This window comes from Pseudomonas paracarnis (genome assembly GCF_904063055.1).
GTDB lineage: Bacteria > Pseudomonadota > Gammaproteobacteria > Pseudomonadales > Pseudomonadaceae > Aquipseudomonas > Aquipseudomonas paracarnis.
On the sequence record NZ_CAJFCN010000011.1, the window covers coordinates 89,461 to 105,339 of the forward strand.

Annotated in this window: 18 protein-coding genes and 1 tRNA gene; 7 read left to right on the plus strand and 12 right to left on the minus strand. The window is 56.2% G+C overall.

Going from position 1 to position 15,879, the window contains the following annotated elements; all coding sequences use genetic code 11:
• The first annotated feature begins 5 nt into the window (after positions 1-5).
• Both desA and JMV15_RS21545 read left to right on the plus strand, forming a co-directional pair.
• Positions 6-1,190, plus strand: coding sequence for a delta-9 fatty acid desaturase DesA (gene desA / locus JMV15_RS21540; RefSeq protein ID WP_003187559.1), 1,185 nt, complete (start codon positions 6-8; stop codon positions 1,188-1,190).
• A gap of 187 nt (positions 1,191-1,377) precedes the next feature.
• Positions 1,378-2,379 (plus strand): GGDEF domain-containing protein, encoded by a 1,002-nt coding sequence (locus tag JMV15_RS21545; RefSeq protein WP_032894198.1) that lies wholly within the window; start codon positions 1,378-1,380, stop codon positions 2,377-2,379.
• A 99-nt stretch (positions 2,380-2,478) separates the two neighbouring features.
• Here JMV15_RS21545 and JMV15_RS21550 read toward each other — a convergent pair whose 3' ends face one another.
• From JMV15_RS21550 to JMV15_RS21600, 11 genes are all read right to left on the minus strand, one after another.
• On the minus strand, positions 2,479-3,681 hold the full coding sequence (locus tag JMV15_RS21550; protein ID WP_038448444.1) for an HDOD domain-containing protein: 1,203 nt from the start codon (positions 3,679-3,681) through the stop codon (positions 2,479-2,481).
• 117 nt (positions 3,682-3,798) lie between these two features.
• Positions 3,799-5,076: a 4-aminobutyrate--2-oxoglutarate transaminase gene (gene gabT, locus JMV15_RS21555; RefSeq protein WP_038448442.1), complete on the minus strand. Its 1,278-nt coding sequence runs from the start codon at positions 5,074-5,076 to the stop codon at positions 3,799-3,801.
• 177 nt (positions 5,077-5,253) lie between these two features.
• The gene (gene gabD / locus JMV15_RS21560) at positions 5,254-6,696 is read right to left on the minus strand and encodes an NADP-dependent succinate-semialdehyde dehydrogenase (protein WP_003187552.1); all 1,443 of its coding nucleotides are present in this window, start codon (positions 6,694-6,696) and stop codon (positions 5,254-5,256) included.
• Between the two features lie 296 nt (positions 6,697-6,992).
• Positions 6,993-7,307, minus strand: a complete 315-nt coding sequence (locus JMV15_RS21565) for a RebB family R body protein (protein ID WP_003187551.1) — start codon at positions 7,305-7,307, stop codon at positions 6,993-6,995.
• A 50-nt stretch (positions 7,308-7,357) separates the two neighbouring features.
• A complete protein-coding gene (locus tag JMV15_RS21570; RefSeq protein ID WP_003187550.1) occupies positions 7,358-7,672 on the minus strand; it encodes a RebB family R body protein in 315 nt (104 codons plus the stop codon).
• A gap of 79 nt (positions 7,673-7,751) precedes the next feature.
• Positions 7,752-8,063 (minus strand): hypothetical protein, encoded by a 312-nt coding sequence (locus tag JMV15_RS21575; protein ID WP_014716415.1) that lies wholly within the window; start codon positions 8,061-8,063, stop codon positions 7,752-7,754.
• A 40-nt stretch (positions 8,064-8,103) separates the two neighbouring features.
• Entirely contained in the window at positions 8,104-8,730 is a 627-nt protein-coding gene (locus JMV15_RS21580; protein WP_014716414.1) for a hypothetical protein, read from the minus strand.
• Positions 8,731-8,812: 82 nt separating this feature from the next.
• Positions 8,813-9,385 carry a hypothetical protein gene (locus tag JMV15_RS21585; protein ID WP_038448436.1) on the minus strand — a complete coding sequence of 191 codons (573 nt, stop codon included), beginning with the start codon at positions 9,383-9,385 and terminating at the stop codon, positions 8,813-8,815.
• 18 nt (positions 9,386-9,403) lie between these two features.
• Positions 9,404-9,631: a RebB family R body protein gene (locus JMV15_RS21590; RefSeq protein WP_003187543.1), complete on the minus strand. Its 228-nt coding sequence runs from the start codon at positions 9,629-9,631 to the stop codon at positions 9,404-9,406.
• Positions 9,632-9,734: 103 nt separating this feature from the next.
• On the minus strand, positions 9,735-10,277 hold the full coding sequence (locus tag JMV15_RS21595; protein WP_019819928.1) for an RNA polymerase sigma factor: 543 nt from the start codon (positions 10,275-10,277) through the stop codon (positions 9,735-9,737).
• A gap of 87 nt (positions 10,278-10,364) precedes the next feature.
• Entirely contained in the window at positions 10,365-11,081 is a 717-nt protein-coding gene (locus JMV15_RS21600; RefSeq protein ID WP_032904913.1) for a Crp/Fnr family transcriptional regulator, read from the minus strand.
• 196 nt (positions 11,082-11,277) lie between these two features.
• Between JMV15_RS21600 and JMV15_RS21605 the strand changes: the two genes are divergently transcribed.
• From JMV15_RS21605 to JMV15_RS21625, 5 genes are all read left to right on the plus strand, one after another.
• Positions 11,278-11,354: transfer RNA gene (locus tag JMV15_RS21605), tRNA-Arg, on the plus strand.
• Positions 11,355-11,577: 223 nt separating this feature from the next.
• Positions 11,578-11,730, plus strand: a complete 153-nt coding sequence (locus JMV15_RS21610; RefSeq protein WP_229999319.1) for a hypothetical protein — start codon at positions 11,578-11,580, stop codon at positions 11,728-11,730.
• A 63-nt stretch (positions 11,731-11,793) separates the two neighbouring features.
• Entirely contained in the window at positions 11,794-12,003 is a 210-nt protein-coding gene (locus JMV15_RS21615; RefSeq protein ID WP_038448433.1) for a hypothetical protein, read from the plus strand.
• Between the two features lie 454 nt (positions 12,004-12,457).
• The gene (locus JMV15_RS21620) at positions 12,458-13,159 is read left to right on the plus strand and encodes a phospholipase D-like domain-containing protein (protein ID WP_038448431.1); all 702 of its coding nucleotides are present in this window, start codon (positions 12,458-12,460) and stop codon (positions 13,157-13,159) included.
• Between the two features lie 173 nt (positions 13,160-13,332).
• Positions 13,333-14,835 (plus strand): hypothetical protein, encoded by a 1,503-nt coding sequence (locus JMV15_RS21625; RefSeq protein ID WP_156030397.1) that lies wholly within the window; start codon positions 13,333-13,335, stop codon positions 14,833-14,835.
• Position 14,836: 1 nt separating this feature from the next.
• Here JMV15_RS21625 and JMV15_RS21630 read toward each other — a convergent pair whose 3' ends face one another.
• A complete protein-coding gene (locus JMV15_RS21630) occupies positions 14,837-15,763 on the minus strand; it encodes a reverse transcriptase family protein (protein ID WP_081089338.1) in 927 nt (308 codons plus the stop codon).
• Between the last annotated feature and the right edge of the window lie 116 nt (positions 15,764-15,879).

Below are 15,879 nucleotides of genomic sequence, written 5' to 3' on the forward strand. Positions count from 1 at the left end.
AGCCTATGTGGTACAACGGTTTTCTTGATCTGTCCGCCTGGCAACTGGTGGCAGTCACGCTGTTGATGACCCACGTGACCATTATTGGGGTCACTGTCTATCTGCACCGTTATTCGGCCCATCGCTCGCTCGAGCTCAATGCCGGCCTTAAACACTTCTTCCGCTTCTGGCTGTGGCTGACCACGGCGCAGAACACCCGCGAGTGGACCGCCATCCACCGCAAGCACCACGCCAAGTGCGAAACCGTCGATGACCCGCACAGCCCGGTGATCAAGGGCTTGTCCACCGTGCTGCGCAAAGGTGCCGAGCTGTACCGCGCCGAGGCGGAAAACCCCGAGACCCTGCGCATCTACGGCAAAAACTGCCCGGACGACTGGATCGAACGCAATCTCTACACGCGCTACCCGCTGTTGGGCGTGGCGCTCATGGGCGTGATCGACCTGCTGCTGTTCGGCACCATCGGTATCACTATCTGGGCGATCCAGATGATGTGGATCCCGTTCTGGGCCGCCGGCGTGATCAACGGCCTGGGGCATGCCGTGGGCTATCGCAACTTCGAATGCCGTGACGCCGCCACCAACCTGGTGCCGTGGGGCATCATCGTCGGCGGCGAAGAGCTGCACAACAATCACCACACCTACCCCAATTCGGCCAAGCTGTCGGTGAAGAAGTGGGAGTTCGACCTGGGCTGGGCCTGGATTAAGGTGTTCAGCTTCCTGCGCCTGGCCAAGGTGCAGCGTGTAGCGCCCATCGCCCACCGCGTCGAAGGCAAGGGCAGCCTGGACATGGACACCGCCATGGCGATCCTCAACAACCGCTTCCAGATCATGGCCCAATACCGCAAGTTGGTGATTGGCCCGCTGGTCAAGCAGGAGCTGGAGAAGGTCGATCATTCGGTACGCCACCAGTTCCACCGCGCCAAGCGCCTGCTGTCGCGGGAAACCAGCTTGCTGGAAGACCGCCATCACCTGCGCATCCAGAGCATGCTGGAACACAGCCATGCCCTCACGGTGATCTACGAAAAGCGCCTGGCGCTGCAGCAGATCTGGCTCAAGACCAGTTCCAACGGCCACGACATGCTGGCCGCGATCAAGGAATGGGTGCATGAAGCCGAGGCCAGTGGCATCCAATCCCTGCGCGATTTTGCCCACCAGCTGAAGACTTACTCGTTGCGTCCTACAGCAGCGTGAGGGCGCCGTGGGAGGGTTCGCCCTCCCACGCACTGGCTTTTTGGCGTCATTTTCCGGGCACCGTCAATCCACGCCGTTCACGGAACTTCACCGCAATTCCCCTCTCTCAAAGAACACTTCGCCATCATGGTGACCCCTTGTAGTGACCGCTTTTGCACCTGCGGCGCGCCCAGAGAGAGTTGTACCGATGGTTCACGAAAAGCCCAGCCTGCCCGATGTGCCCACCGCAGAGCCGCCGCGCCCGGCCGCGGCGGCGACCCTGTTGGCGCTCATGCATGCTCAAGGTGAAGTCGAGCGGCTGAGTGAGCGTGAGCAACTGCTCAGTTCCCTGCTGGTCAGCGTGAACGCCGTGCTCTGGGCCATCGACTGGGAAACACGCCGCGTGCTGTATGTGAGCCCGGCGTACGAGCGCCTGTTTGGCCGCTCTGCCGGCCTGCTGCTGGCCGACCACCGCGAATGGCGCAACAGCGTCCACCCTGAAGACCTCGACTACGCCGAACACAGCCTGGCCCGTGTGCTGGAACAGGGCGCCGTGGAGGACCGCGAGTACCGCATCATCACCGCTGACGGGCAGATCCGCTGGTTGAGCGACAAGTGCTACATCAACCAGCAGGTGGTGCCCGGTGAAGCGCTGATCGTGGTGGGCATCGCCGAAGACATCACCGAAAAGAAGCAACTTGAGCTGGAACTGCATCGCCTCGCCACCACCGACGTACTGACCCAAAGCAGCAACCGGCGACACTTCTTCGAACTCGCCAACCAGGCGTTCGACAATGCCTGCGCGCAGGGCACGCCGCTGGCGTTCCTGTTGCTGGACATCGATGATTTCAAAGACATCAACGACACCTATGGCCACCTGGAGGGCGACCAGGTGCTGCGGCGCATCGCCGAGAGCGGTCGCGGGGTATTGCGCCGTGGCGACCTGTTCGGGCGCGTTGGTGGCGAAGAATTTGCTGCTGTGCTGCCGGGTTGCCCACCGGAAATGGCCCTGCAGGTTGCCGAGCGGTTGGGCAAGGAAATCCAGGCATTGGTGTTCAGCTACGAAGGGCATGAATTCAATGTGACCGTCAGCCAAGGCCTGGCCGGCCTGCGCGAAGATGACTCCACCCTCGACAGCCTGTTTGCGCGAGCGGATGCGGCGATGTACGAGGCCAAGCGCCAGGGCAAGAACCGCGTTATCGCCGGTTAACACCGACCCACTGTGGGAGCTGGCTTGCCTGCGATGGCGTCTTGACTGACCCACCGCTATCGCAGGCAAGCCAGCTCCCACAGTGGGTCGGTGTGTGTTTCAGGTTTTGCGCACTCGGGTCAGTTCCGACAAGCCGACCTTGAGCAGCCGCGCGGTCTTGCTGCCCGCCAGTTCTTCCAGCCCTTCATGCTCGGTCAGCCGCGCCATTTGCACCGCCAGGTTCACCACCAGGGCTTCGCGCGAATACACCCCGCCTTCAAGTGAATAGATCCCTGCGATCAACTGTCGCAACTCCAGCGGCAAGCGCCAACGCGTGCGCAACGCCGAACCGTAGGCGGCGCCAAAGGCGTCAAGGGATTCGCCTATGGCTTCATCATCCAGGGCGCCGCCGCCCTGGCGCCAGTCTTCCAGGCAGCGCAACAAGGCCAGGTCGCCCAAGCGATGCAGGATGCAGGCGCTGTAGCAGCGCTGGTGGTCGAGCTCCAGCATGCGCGCCAGGCGCCGGGCGTAGTCGGCGCTGTCCTGGGACAGTTGCCAGTGCCGCTCGGCGTAGGCCACCAGCCCAGGGTCGCCCAACACCACGTTGTGCTTGAGCGCCAGGCCCAGGATGAGATTCATGCTCTGGCCGGGCACCAACTTATGCAGGGCCTCTGACAGGGTCTGCACCGGCGTGCCGTGGTAGCCGGCGCTGTTGGCGGCGGCGATGAGTACGGCGGTGATTTGCGGGTCGCTGTGCACCTGGTCTTCCAACTGCTTGAGGTCCAGGCCTTCGGGGCCGAGGCTGTGTTGCACGGCGGCTTTCACATCCACGCGCAACGGCGCCCCATCGCAGACCTCGCGGCGCCGTTCAAGGAAGGCTGGCAAGGTCATGCCCGGCGCCAACGGTGGGATTTCGCAGTACACGCTTTCGCCTTCATTGAGCAGCAGGTCTTGCAGGCGCTGGGTCAGGCTTTCCATGTTCAGCGGGCGGGTCAGGTAGGCGGTGGGCGCCAAGGGCAAGGCTTCGCGCACGCTGGCACTGTCGTTGCGACTGCTCAGCAAGATAAACGGCAGCGAACGGCGTTTCTGGCGCACGCTGCGCAGCAGGCTCAGGCCATCCACGCCCGGCAGCTCCCAATCGGCCAAGATCAGGTCATAGGTTTTTTCGCCCAACAGCGTGGCGGCGTGTTGCCCATCGGCGCACACATCCAGCCGTGCGTCACAGCGCACATTCAACAGCACTTGCTTGAGCAGGTCCCGCGACCAAGGGTCTGCTTCGGCGATTAACACTCGGGGTACAGCGGGTAAATCAACAGCAGTCATCCAGCACGCTCCATCGGCAATGCTTGCACCTTAGACAATGCAGGCGCGTGCGTACAATGAAGCAGGCACAAAAAAACCGCCGAAGCGGTTTTTTTGTTTTTCGTAGGAACGGGCGTGTCAGAGTTCGGAGAAGCACTCTTCGATGATCGCCAGGCCTTTGTCCAACAGCTCGTCCGGCGAGGTCAGGGGCACCAGTACGCGCAATACGTTGCCGTAGGTACCGCAGGACAGCAGGATCAGCCCCTTGTCACGTGCCTTGGCCACCACGGAGGCAACGGCGGCAGCGTTTGGCTTGTGGGTGTCGCCGTCTTCGAACAGCTCGACCGCGATCATCGCGCCCAGGGCACGCACTTCGCCGATCACCGGGTACTTGGCCTGAATGGCCTTGAGGCCAGTCACCAGGCGCTCGCCCACGGCCTTGCAGCGGTCCAGCAGGTGCTCTTCTTCGAACACTTCCATCACGGCCAGGGCCGCGGCGCAGGCAATCGGGCTACCGGCATAGGTGCCGCCCAAGCCGCCTGGGGCGATGGCGTCCATGTACTCAGCCTTGCCGCACACACCAGCCAGCGGGAAGCCGCCCGCGATAGATTTGGCGAAGGTGGTCAGGTCGGCGGCAACGCCCATCTGTTCCATGGCGAAGAAGGTACCGGTACGGCCGGCACCGGTTTGCACTTCGTCGGCGATCAGCAGGATGCCGTGCTTGTCGCACAGTTCGCGCAGGCGCTTCATGAAGGCTTTCGGCGCGACGTAGAAACCGCCTTCGCCCTGCACCGGCTCGATGATGATTGCAGCGATATCACGCGGCTCGGCGTCGTTCTTGAAGATACGCTCGATGCTGGCGATGGAATCGTCGACGCTCACACCGTGCAGTTCGTTGGGGTACAGCGCACGGAACACGCCGCCCGGCATCAAGCCCATGCCGGCCGAGTAAGGCACGACCTTACCGGTGAGGCCCAGGGTCATCATGGTGCGGCCGTGGTAAGCGCCGGTGAAGGCGATCACACCGGCACGGCCTGTGGCGGCGCGGGCGATCTTCACGGCGTTTTCCACCGCTTCGGAACCGGTGGTGACCAGCAGGGTTTTCTTGGCGAAATCACCCGGCACCTTGGCGGCGACTTTTTCGCACACTTCTACGTAGGGCTCGTAGGCCAATACCTGGAAGCAGGTGTGGGTCAGCTTGTTGAGTTGCTCGGTCACGGCCGCGATGATTTTCGGGTGTACGTGGCCGGTGTTCAGTACGGCGATACCGCCGGCGAAGTCGATGAACTCGCGACCTTCAACGTCGGTCACGGTGGCGTTCTTCGCGGAGTCGGCGAAGATCGGGTGAATCTGGCCAACACCGCGCGGTACAGCGGCTTCGCGGCGTTTCATCAGGGATGCGTTGGTCTTGCTCATAAAGTCCTCATTCGCCGCTCATCGGGCGGCGTGGCTCAAGGATAGGTGGCGGGGAGGCAACTACGGCAGCATGCGATGATCGACTGCCACAGCTTTCCCGGCCACTGCGAATAACCATGTGAAACACGCAAAGGGGCAGCGCTCTCGTGCCCTCTGCGTTTACTGCAATCCCGTGCCTTAGATACCCAGGCAGAGGTATTTGATTTCCAGGTAGTCCTCGATCCCGTACTTGGAGCCTTCACGGCCCAGGCCCGAGGCCTTGATGCCGCCGAACGGCGCCACTTCGTTGGAGATCAACCCGGTGTTGACGCCGACCATACCGTATTCCAGGGCCTCGGCCACACGGAACACCCGGCCCAGGTCGCGGGCGTAGAAGTAGGAGGCCAGGCCGAACTCGGTGTCGTTGGACATGGCGATCACTTCGGCTTCGTCTTTGAAGCGGAACAGTGGCGCCAGCGGGCCGAAGGTTTCTTCCTTGGCCACGGCGGCGTTTTTCGGCACGTCAACCAGGATGGTCGGTTCGAAGAAGTTGCCTTCCATCACCTTGCCACCGGCCAACAGCTTGGCGCCTTTGCTCAGGGCATCAGCGATATGTTCCTGCACCTTGGCCACGGCTTTTTCGTCGATCAGCGGGCCGGTGGTGGTGCCGTCTTCCAGGCCGTTACCGATCTTCAATTTGGTCACCGCCACCTTGAGCTTCTCAGCGAAGGCGTCGTACACCGAATCCTGGATGTACAGGCGGTTGGCGCAGACGCAGGTCTGGCCGTTGTTGCGGTACTTGGAGATGATCGCGCCTTCGACGGCCTTATCCAGGTCGGCGTCGTCGAACACGATGAACGGTGCGTTACCGCCCAGTTCCAGGGAGACTTTCTTGATGTCCTTGGCGCATTCGGCCATCAGCTGGCGACCAATTTCGGTCGAGCCGGTGAAGGACAATTTACGCACGATGGGGTTGCTGGTCAGCTCGCCGCCGATGTCGCCAGCACTGCCGGTGACCACACTGAGCACGCCTTTGGGGATACCGGCGCGGTGCGCCAGCTCAACCAGGGCCAGGGCCGAAAACGGGGTTTGCGAGGCCGGCTTGATCACCATGGTGCAACCGGCGGCCAGGGCCGGGCCGGCTTTGCGGGTGATCATCGCCGCAGGGAAGTTCCACGGGGTGATGGCTGCGGTCACGCCGATGGGCTGCTTGATCACGATCAGGCGCTTGTCGGGCTGGTGGCCGGGGATCACGTCGCCATAGATGCGCTTGGCTTCTTCAGCGAACCACTCGATAAACGAGGCGGCGTAGACGATTTCGCCCTTGGCTTCGGCCAGCGGCTTGCCTTGTTCGAGGGTCATCAGGCGGCCGAGGTCGTCCTGGTTTTCGATCAGCAGTTCGAACCAGCGGCGCAGCTTGTTGGCGCGCTCCTTGGCGGTGAGTGCACGCCAGGCTGGCAGGGCCTTGTCGGCGGCTTCGATGGCGCGGCGGGTTTCCGCGGCGCCCATCTTCGGCACGGTGCCGAGAATCTCGCCCGTGGCCGGGTTGTTGACCTTGATGGTTTGACCATTGTCCGCATCGACCCAAGCGCCATCGATAAAGGCTTGCTGGCGGAACAACTGGGTGTCTTTAAGCTGCATGTCGGCTTTCCTTAACAGCACCGCGCGCGCGCGGAGCGAATTAGAGTTGTTGAAAGGCGCCTTGTGGGCTGCCGTCAGGGAAATCAGCCCCAGCGCGCAGAAAAAATGAAAGAGCGCACGGGAGACAGAGCGTTTGAAATCTCAAACGAATCCTAGGATCAATGGGGGTACAGGGCAATAGGATGTTCGAAAAAAAGAACGAATATGGCGCATCCGGCTCATCTTTCGGATCAAGTGCCCACACGACAACAGCCCCGGAGCCTTGTGGGCGCCGGGGCTGTTGGGGGCCTTGCAGCTTAAGGTTGGAACGACTTGAGCACGGCCAGCAGGCTGGTCAAGTTGTCGGCCACGCCGCCCTGGGCGACTTTCTCGGTGGCGGCGGCGCCAGCGGTGGTGTCGACGCTGTAGATCTGCATCACGCCCTGGTTGGTGGCCGCCTGAGCCAGGGTGTTTTGTTGCTGTTGGGCCGAGACCGAGTTCTGGAACAGGATTGCCGTGGCCTGGCCCATGGATTGGTAAATGGTGCTCATGGCCATCGCGGGTGATTCGGCAACCACCTTGACGTTGGTCTGGGTGACGGCATCGGTGATTTGCGGGCTGACTGTACTCATGGTTGAAACTCCTGGGTTGAGAAAGAACAACATCCGTTATTGCTCAGTGCTTAAGGCTGGAACGACTTGAGCACGGTCAACAGGCTGGTGAGGTTATCCGACACGCCGCCCTGGGCGACTTTCTCGGTGGCCGCCGCACCTGCGGTGGTATCGACGCTGTAGATCTGCATCACGCCCTGGTTGGTGGCCGCCTGGGCCAGGGTGTTTTGCTGCTGCTGGGCCGACACCGCGTTCTGGAACAGAATCGCCGTGGCCTGCGCCATGGATTGATAAATAGTGCTCATCGCCATCGCAGGCGATTCGGCCACCACTTTGACGTTGGTCTGGGTGACCGCGTCGGTAATTTGCTCGTTGACTAATGGCATGATCAATTTCCTTATTTAGTACACGGTGCATTCCGTGTTCATCAATGAACGTTGCGAAACAGGCGCTGTGAAACCTGGTTTAGGGTTTCGCTGCGGGGCCCAGCGCCGCTTCAATCTGGGCGATCAACCCTTGGATCAGTGCCTGCACTTCCTTGCGTTGCGCGTCCTGGTCCGAGGCCGCGCCGTTCAGCATTTGGCGTAGCGCCGCTTCACGCTGCTGGGCAGCCGTCTTGAGCGCTTGTTCGTTGGCCTTCGATTGCTCAAGCACCTGGGTGGCACGCTTGAGGGTTTCGTCGACGATGGCCTGGGGCGTGCCGGCGAATACCTGCGGGTTGCGCAGCATCGCTTCGAGCCGCTGGCGGTCGTCGGTGGACAGGACCGAGGGTTGCATATCGAGCTCCTTAGGGGCTGCCTTGGCGGCGACACGCCCGCTAAAGCCGCACCTCAACGTTGTCCTGCCAGAAACCGGCAAAGTAAAAATGCGGCGACGAATCACAGAAGGTCGCCAACTCCGCAGGCGTTATGGCGCTGGGCTGGTTGGGAAAAATGGCCGGCGGAGGCGGCAGCAGATTGGCCTCGTTGTAGAGGTTGCCGACCTCATAGCAGTTGGCCGCGAACTGCGAACAAAAGGACCCGCTGCCGATGTCGATGGACTCGTTGATCCGCGTCACCAGGCTGGTATCGGAAGTCCAGCGCCGAAAGGCTGAAATCATCGCGTTCCACACGCTGTAGCGGCCCCGGATATCACCACCGATCTTGTCGAAGTAGAACTGCTTGGCAGCCACCGTCGCTGCCTCGCCCAGTTCGGTATCCACGCAGGAAAACACCATCGCCGAGCGCGGCGGTTTTTCCAGGCTCAGGTCGGTCAGGGCCAGGCCACTACCGACACTTTCGATCACCAGGGTGTCGCTCACCGCAATCGCCGGGTGAACCACATTCAGGTAGGTCGTGTCCTGCGAGAACACCTTGGCCTTGACCAATTGACCGGCTTTGATAAACGCCCGCGTTGCGCTGTCGTCATCTTGTTTGACAGAAAAAATAATATCTCCAGGCTGCATGATGTCGCTCCTCACTCAAGAAAAGTTGCTTTCAAGTTGCTGTTGCACCGCCCCAGCAGAACGCTGGAGCGCTGTGCTCGGTTCAGGCCGCTGGCGCGGCCCGGTTGGCCAGGGTGTCGGCGTACTTGGCGATGCTCTGGTCGATCTTGTCGATGGCCACGCTGGCGGCTTCGGCCTCCATCGCACCGGCAGCGGCAGCCACGGCGGCAGCGGCGCCCACCAGCAGGTCGGTGGCCAGGGCGCCCAAGGCATCTTCGGCAGCGGCCGGCAGGTTGTCCTTGACGATGTTCTCGGTCATTTGCTGGAGCAGCACGGCCTGGGCCGCCAGGGCGATCTTGCTGACCCCATCGAAGTACCCCGCCGCCGCTTGCGCCACCAGCCCGGCTGCCTGGCTGATCATCATGTCGGCCGGCACCGCGATCTGCGCCGGCGCGTAGGCAAAATTCTGCGAATTGGTGAACTGCACCGCCTGCACAATCTGGCTATTGAGCGCCGCCGTGCTGTCGGATGACGGCGCGCTCACCTGATTGAGCAAATGCTCGTTCATGCGCGCCATGATCGAGCGCGAGGCCGGTGCAGCGGGCGCCGACGCAGGTGGATCGGCGGCGGGCGTTGCTTGGGAGGCGGCGGGTTTCTTTCTGCTGAACCACGACATAATCGATCTCCCGAGGGCTCAGCCCTTCTCGCCAATCTGCATGATCAGCGCCACGGCCTTGGAAATCACCGCGTTGGAAATCTGGTTCATCGCCTGCTGGCTGTTGACCGCGTTCTGCAACGACAGGCCCGCCGCGCTGCTGGCCACCTGGTACAGCGACGCGATGGCCTGGGCCGGCGCCTCTGCCACCACCTTGACGTTGGTTTGAGTGACCGCGTCGGTGATCTGGCTGTTGACCTCTGTCATACATCTCTCCTTGATGGCATTCACCCAGGTTTGGGTGTGGATAGCGGCGGCGTGCTGCGCTCATACCACTAGAACGCCCCACGCCAACATGTGTGAATCACCTTCAGCGCAACGCATCGCGCAGCAGTTGCACACGCTTGCGCACCAGCGGCAGCTTCACATGCAGCTCGGCGGCAATTTGCGGGTAAGGCAGGTCATCGACAAAACGCATCTCGAACAAGCGCTGCTGCAACAGCGGTAACCGTGCGACGTGCGCCTCGATCTGCTCCAGGCGCTCATAACACTCCACCCGCTCCAGCACCGAAGCGCAGGGCGCGGCGAGCGCGGCCAGGTGATCGTGTTCAAGGTCCACCGAATCATCGAACAGCCGCCCCTCGCGCTTGCTGCGCCGCACGCTGTCAAGAAACACATGATCGAGCACCAGAAACAGAAACCCCTCAGGGTCACGAATGCGCTCCGGCGAGCGCCGAAAAAACAACAGGGCCTTGATCGCCGTGGCCGACAACCACTCCTGGCCCTGATCCAGATTGCCCTTGGCCCGCCGCAACGCCCGGCGTCTGAGCTCGCCGTGCACAGCGCGCCAACTCGCTTCGAACAAACGGTCATCGGCGGCCCATTGATCCTTGAACTGAACAGTCATCCCCATCGCCAGCACTCCTGTGCATCCTTGATGAAAGGCCAGTCTGCGAGGGCTCGACGGGGGTACGCTGTTACCTGGGGAACACCGCCACAACTAATTCAGCGCAAAAGCCTTGCGCCGCAACTGCTCGACATCGTTGATCACCATGCGCTCCAGACCGCCGCTGATCACCCCACTGCGCCGCCACACTTGCAGCTGCACATTCAACTTGGGGCGGCTGGTATTCAGCATCGACGCCAACACCCCCTGGCTTGCGGGCAACGACACACTGGGCAAGGCCAACGCCAGGTCGATCTCACCCAGGTTGGCCAACAAAAACCGCGCCAACCGCGACTCCAGCCGATGCAGACACACCAACTCCAGCAACTCGATGGCGTGCAGCAACCTCAGCATCATCAGCATCAACAAACGCCGCAGAAACACCGGCTCCTCAAACAACACAGCAAAATGCCGGCTACCCAACTGCAACAAACGCGTGGGCCCGCTGGCGAAGGTGGAAGACTCGCGCCCATGATCCTTGATCAACGCCGTCTCCCCCACCACCTGCCCGACCCCGGTACTGCCGATAATCTGCTCGCGCCCATCCGGCCCATGCACCACCGAATAAATCCGCCCCTCCACCACCAACGCAATGAATTCGAGGGTGTCGTCCTTGAAATACAACAGCTCACGATCATCCAGCGTGCGCTCCACCATATGGGTGGCGACGTAGCGCAAGAGATGCTCCGGCATACCTCGAAACAAATCGGAGCGAGCCAGCAGGGTTTGTCTGAGCGGGAGATCGAGCATCACGGTTCCTTTGGAATGCATGCGTTCACCTGAGGAATTGCGGCGTGGAAGCGGGGTTAAAGCCACAAGAGCAAAGCAAACAAAGGGACGTGCAGCGCGGGGAGTTGTGAATGAGGGTGGCGATTAGCCATTTTTTGTCGGAAATGGACGACAGGGGGCGGGGAAAACGCTGGAATGGACGCATCAGGTCGACATGGGTATGATGTCGCCCGCACAAGCATCCGTAGCTCAGCTGGATAGAGTACTGCCCTCCGAAGGCAGGGGTCGTGGGTTCGAATCCCGCCGGGTGCACCAGATGTGAAATGGAAAAGCCTCAGGTTGAGAGATCTGGGGCTTTTTTGTTTTTGGGGTTTGGTGGGTGAAGGTGTTGAATTGCGTCGGGACAGTAGACGTTGGTGCGGGGGTCACTCGCTGTGCCTTCGGTTTGAGCTGTGCGGGATTTCCGCCCTCTTTTTCGCCGCGAAAATAAATCTGTCCCCTTTTCTGCACGAAAGCGCTGCTGGAAACAGGCGGTAAGTTGTGGGCCGCACGCGACTTGATCAATCGAGACCCGGTTGCATTGATGAAGCTGGATATCCCTGAACAGGGCGAGCGCTTTGGAAGCTGGACCTGGCACGAACTCGCAGATCGCTCGCGCCAACACAGCCTGCTTGACCTGCTGGCGGCCTAACCTGAACCTTCCCCGAAGCAACCGGCGAGGGTCGGCTGCTTCGGGCCAACCATCGGTCTAACCATGAATAAACCACCACAGAACAGTGCTCAGATGCCTGATTACCTAGAGGCCCGAAAGCTGCATTTGAACGGGATAATTATCGGCATGGCTGACACCAAAAAGCTCAACGCAAGAGCAAACACTGTCACTAAAGTTGAGACGCTCACGCTTGATGCAATCAAGGCAGAGCTTGATTTCATTGACCGTCAGCTCAAAAGAAAGAGCGGGTGATGAAGAAGCGGAAGCTTAATCAGTTTCCGCCGTGCTAGATCGTGCTACTACAAAAAAGGTTCAGATCTTTTCGATTTCTGGTCTACGGCGGACCTAGTCTTATGACCGATTCATCCGAGGCTGTGTAACAGCGCTTTTGAGCGCAACAAATACTCAAACCGGGACTGAAACTTGCACACCTGCGCAAAATCCACATCTACTAACGTGCTGATCAATTCCATATGCAAAATAGACACGTGCACTTGAGTTTTGATACAGCGCTTTTATACACTCTAGTCTAAGTGCAGATATTGATACAGCATCTGCTGCCACCGATACTGTTAAGACCAACAACAAGAACAACAAAAACATAATCAGCAATCTCAAGCCAGCAATAAAAACATGAAATACTTATTGAATTGAGCTAGAATCAAAAAAACCAATTGACAGTTGAATTATGGAGAAAGCTTAATACATGGACAACCTGAACCTATATCAACTGGAAAATGATGGAAACTATGATAAAGCCTTCAATGATAACAGCGTAGTTTCGGACTCCGGCTTAACCGTATACTTTAGAAATTTAGATAAAAAATTGCTGCAGCACATTAAAGAGTCTGATGCTGTTTTTGGTGCCGTTGCCTGGCTAACAAATTTTCCTATACTAGATGCACTGGCTAGGTTGAGAAACGTCTCTATTATTGTACAAAAAGAGGACTTTCTTCGCCCTGACGTAGGCGCTAAATATGGCTTTGAAAAGGCATTGCGTAAGAAGTACAAAGCACTGAGATGTAATTTAACAAGGTATTCGTTTAGTAATATTTTGAGCTCTATATCAGTTGCAAGCGACCCTTCTATTGATCCCATCAGATGTGTGGGCAATCATAACTCCGAGAAAAACCCTGCATTCCCGCGTATGCATAACAAATTTTTAGTGTTTGCTAAGATTGAAGAAAGTGGACCGGACAGCGTTGAAACAATTACGCCTTATGCAGTCTGGACAGGCTCATTTAATTTAACAAAAAGCGCTACCCTATCTCTCGAGAACGCGCTTTTTATAACCGACGCGAAAATCGTCAACGCATATTTTGAAGAGTATGGTCAAATTGCGGCGATGTCTGAGGAACTTGATTGGACATCTGATTGGGCAGCCCCAGAATGGCGGATCGGAACATGAGCAATCATCACGAGTGTCTAAAATCGCTCCTCGAAATGGTATGTTCGATTCATAATTCATTTAGTTAAGTAGGGCTGATAAGTGGGGGCGGTACCGGTCCAGGCAATCCTGCCTTGAAGCTCAAAAAATCCCTAGTCACTAACTAACAAGCGTCCTCAAAAATAGGAAAAAAAATGGCACAATCCTCTGAGTTGGCTGGCGGGACTGGATTCGTTTATGAGGGACACGTGGCTGCATATTTTTTAGCAGCACTACTAACAGGAGAAATACGACCTCCACTTAACTCCAGCATCAGAACTGTCGCATTACAGCAGTCAGCCTTCGGTGATCCGCTTGATGACGTAATTGTCACCTTTGATGATGCTCACGAAGCGAAGCTACACATACAAGTTAAGCGTTCATTGAGAATATCCGCAGCCGAAAGCAACAAAGACTTCCGTGAAGTTGTAAAGGGCTCCTGGCTAACTTACAAAAATCCAAAAAACCATCTCGGATATGATTACTATGGAGCAGCAACAGATACCATTTCCAGCGCTAGCTTAAGAAATGTTAAAACTGTTTGTCAGGCTGCGAGACATAGTCATAGTGAAGCAGTATTTTTTTCACGAAAAAATGAATCTGGAGCTTCAAGTGTCGAGTTTGAAAGCTTCATTGACGACATCCGGAAAATTTTAAGTGTTGCGCAATTTAATTTTAGTGATTTCGAACTACATAACTTTCTTAAAAACTTCGTCATATTTAATTTTGACGTCATGACACATGAGTCACTTTCTAATTCAGAGACAATTAATAGATTAAGTCAAATCCTGACAACCCCTAGTCGAGCACATGATCTTTGGGAGTACTTGAAAAACATATCTAGAGAAGGAGCTGGCGTTTCCGCAACTTATAGCCAGGATTCCCTCAAACGACTACTGTACCCTCTTTTTAAATTTAAAGACAAAAATAGCCAAATTGATCCTGCGGTGACTACAAATCAATTTGATCAACCGATTTTTGACAGCGCCATCCCTTCAATCTGTAGTGTTGCCATAGCCAATGTAGTCGCAAAAAACGAAGATCTAGCCCTTACCGCAATAGTTGTGACTGATGATCTAAATAAACTAGCAAAAGAGGTGAGGACGTGGAAGGAACGGTTAAAACGCAGTTCACTGCTGATCAGAGATGATAAAGCTCTAATAGAAAACAGCGACCTGAACGAACTAATTAAAAATGTTCATTTTGCAAGTATCTTAATGCAAAATCTTGTCACTGCTGATTTTTCTGCTTATATCTATTATGCCAGAGGGAATGAGATAAGTGATTGGCCTCCTGAGAAAGTTGAGAGAGAGCTAATGGTGATACCTCTTCTCCATAGATTAAGCAATAAAAATGAACTCACCGAGATGGTATATTCGAAAATTAAAAACATTGACTTTATATTTGCATCTGCCGTAACTGAAGTTGAAAATAGATACCATCGCTCAGTTAACTCTATAGTATCAAGCTCCTACGCTAGAAATAGAAAGGAAATACTAGAGCTTTCAGATTTAGTTGCTGATATTTCTGCCAATTACCTATCGACTGGATCAATCTATCCAAAAGAATATATAGCATATATAAAAACCAGAATTCGCTATGGAGAAAATATTGCAACTGGCGAGAAGCATAAAAGAGATAAAAACCCTATTGCCTGAACTAATTTAGCATCGACCATAGCTTTTTTGCAAACTGTGGCTCAACTGAATGAGCGTAAGCGATAAAACCTTCAAATTGAGCTCTCGTCGGTGCTATTGAATGACTTCTTGAAGGGAACTCGAAGTGCCCATCTCCGTGCTTTTTTATATAGTAAGCAATCAACCTCAACTTCTTCTTCATTTTTTTTGGAAGTCTTGGCCTTTCATGATCGACTACTGAAAGGCCTGTTACAAATTGACGGGCACCACGATATTGTACATAACAACCTTTTGCCTGTAATTGAAAACCGTTTCCATTGATAACAGCTTCAATATTTTCCGGCGCTGGAGGTGTTATACCAGAAAAAGTTATGTTATCTGCATATCGGCTAAATGTCGATTTAGTGGTGCGCGCCAACTCCAACATATCTGAATCGAGTCTTCTGCATACTATGTTTGAGAGTACAGGACTGCATCTTGTACCCTGTAATAAATAACCATCAATAGTGCATGCTCTCGCCAAAATTTGAGCGATGAGGAGATTGCCACCAAGCGCCAATATCGACTGACAGACTTGGGCTTCAGTTATCGCATTAAAAAAATCTTTGATATCAGCATGAACAATAACGTCTTTTTTCATATGCAATTTAGCATTAGACACTGTTGATCGACCAGCTAAAAACCCTTGTACATGCTCACCGAATTCGACACTATTTGAAATAATCATCGCAACAGATCGGTGAAGTTGTGCAAGCCACTTATTTTTCGCCTTGTATACCTGCCGGTATTCTCCTTGACGATTTCGTCCCCGCTTAGCTATTTTTATAATTTGATAGTGGTGTGCCTGCCAGGGAGCGTTTAAATACGACTCTATCAGCTCAGCCTTCACCCCTACTGCGAAAGACAATTCGGCCAGATCATGAACATCTTCAATTCTAGTAGTTGTCATTGTGTTGTACTGATAGGAAAAATGGGGTGGCTGGATGGAATTTGTAAGACCTCAAATTGTCGAGTACGGACTCGTACCCACGGACATAACCGCAGTCAGTCATCCAGCCACTTTTT